A 1,997-nucleotide genomic window follows, 5' to 3' on the forward strand; every position below is an offset into this window, starting at 1 on the left:
TGCGCGCCGGGCTGCCCGCGGCCGGCGTCGACACGCCGGCCGCGGTCGCTTGGGCGAAGGCCGACAGCGCCGAGAAGACGAGGCTGGCGAGCAACACGACCGCGGCGCTCACCACCCACAGCACGCTCAGGATCAGCGGGGCGCCGCCGGGCCTGGTGAGCACCAGACGACTACTGCCGGCGATCCGCTCCGGATCGAGGCCCGAGGTCTCGAGCAGATAGCGGCCCGGCACGGGCACCTGGAAACGCCGCACCGAGAGCGTGGCCTCGCCGTCGAGGCCGGTACGCAACGAACGAAGCACGAGCATGCTCGACGGCACCGCCTTGCCCTCGGTGTCGCGCAAGGCGAAGGATGCCCCGGCAAAGTCGGTGCTGCTCAGCCTGCCGCGCAGGGAAAGGAGCACTTCTCCCGCTTCCCGGATGTCCACGGTCCCGCCGGCGGCGAGGGGCAGATTCGCCAGTTCGTCGACCCGCAAGGCCTGAATCAGCCGCGCGATGCCTTTCACCAGCGCCAGCCCCGCCACGAGCAGGAGGGGGAGGGTTGCGAACAACAGGCTTTTGTCCAGCATGGCGTCTCCCACGACCCGAGAAGAGTGCCTCGGGTGCAGTTGAATGTTGGTCAGCAGGCCGGCCCTTTTCCCGTGCCGTCAACACCCGCGTGCGGGAGGAGCCTGGGTAGCGGACCCGGTCCCGGCGGCGCGTCGGCTCGATGGCGGCAGGGGCCGCAACCCTTCATCAGGTTATTATCTGCTGTTCTACGGGAATGGCGAAAGGAGTGTAACAATGATGCACGCTGGAAGCGGTGCCTTACCGCGCGAGTTGGGGCGGCGCTGGCACGGTGTCAAGCGCTCGTTCGTGGCGTCGTTACTCTTCCTGACGCAACACGGCGCGGGGGCTTTCGAGGTCTGGCTGCCGCAGGCGAACTGGCGCATCGAGCGGAGCGTGGTCGCGCCCTGGGCGCCAACGAAGACCCCCATGCCGACGGCTCAAGAACTCGCCGGCAAGTCCATACGCTTCACCGCGACCCGGGTCGAAGCGCCAGAGCCGCTCGCCTGTGCGGGGGTCCGGTACGAATTCGTCCTGATGCCGGCGCCGGGTCTGTTCCAGGGCAGTCTGCCGCCGCCCGCCGAGAAGGCCGCGCGCGGGCTCGGGATCGCGCATCTGCCGGTGCTGAGCCTGCAAGTGACTTGCGACAGCGGCGTCTTCGACTACCACCTGATCACAACCGGCAAGGTGTTACTCGGCCTCAACAACGCGGTCTGGACGCTCACCCGCGCCGCCGAAGCGGATTCGCCCGAGGCGGCGACGCTGAACCTGCTGCGTGTCCACATGACCCACGACATGGCGTTCAATCCGGCCTCGGTCGCACGCAAGCGCGCCTATCTGACGCCTGGTCTGGGCGGCGCCATCGCCGATTATTTCAAACGGCCGCGGCCACACGACGAGGTGCCGCCAATCACCGGCGACCCCTTCACCGATTCGCAGGAATACCCCGACCGTTTCCTGCCGGGACGGGCGCGCATCGACGGCGCGCGCGCCAGCGTGCCGATCCGGCTGGGCGACGGCTCGCGTCACTGGGAGGTGGAAGTGCTGCTGCTGCGGCAAGGTGAACGCTGGCAGGTGGACGACCTGCGTTACCCGGGCGGCACCACTCTGCGCGGGCTGCTGCAGCCGGCATAGAACCTGGCGTGTGTTGACATGCAAGCGAACCAAACGGCCATGACTTTACTGGGTCTATCGGGATCTTTGAACAACAACGTCCAACACGGCACCCTTCGGGCGCTAACGTAGTACGGGTGTTGGAGCGGCTGGGTTTCGAGAAGCTGCACCAATCTGGAAGTCACGTCATCATGCGCCGTGGTTCCACAGGCTGCGTCGTCCCCATTGCACAGCGAGGTCAAAATGGGCACACTGGCGGTGTCTTGCGCCAGGCCGATGTGTCACCCGAAGAATTCATCGCGGCCTTGTAATCGTGGTGTGCCCAACGAATAAGGTTAG

The 1,997-nt window shown here is 66.8% G+C and carries 3 protein-coding genes; 2 read left to right on the top strand and 1 reads right to left on the bottom strand.

Translation table 11 applies throughout. The features are described 5' to 3' along the window. Positions 1-568, bottom strand: a 568-nt coding sequence (locus CAPSK01_RS00850; protein WP_034921147.1) for a hypothetical protein, incomplete at its 3' end; no start/stop codon positions are given. 214 nt (positions 569-782) lie between these two features. Between CAPSK01_RS00850 and CAPSK01_RS00855 the strand changes: the two genes are divergently transcribed. Continuing rightward, entirely contained in the window at positions 783-1,679 is an 897-nt protein-coding gene (locus CAPSK01_RS00855; RefSeq protein WP_034921150.1) for a DUF3828 domain-containing protein, read from the top strand. Positions 1,680-1,741: 62 nt separating this feature from the next. Next, positions 1,742-1,969: a type II toxin-antitoxin system HicA family toxin gene (locus tag CAPSK01_RS21330; protein ID WP_273702890.1), complete on the top strand. Its 228-nt coding sequence runs from the start codon at positions 1,742-1,744 to the stop codon at positions 1,967-1,969. Positions 1,970-1,997: the final 28 nt, after the last annotated feature.

It is taken from the genome of Candidatus Accumulibacter vicinus (assembly GCF_000584955.1).
Taxonomy (GTDB): Bacteria; Pseudomonadota; Gammaproteobacteria; order Burkholderiales; family Rhodocyclaceae; genus Accumulibacter; species Accumulibacter vicinus.

Bases quoted from the DNA above. Each gene is read 5' to 3' on its own strand.
- CAPSK01_RS00855 (WP_034921150.1), top strand. From the start codon at position 783: ATGATGCACGCTGGAAGCGGTGCCTTACCGCGCGAGTTGGGGCGGCGC.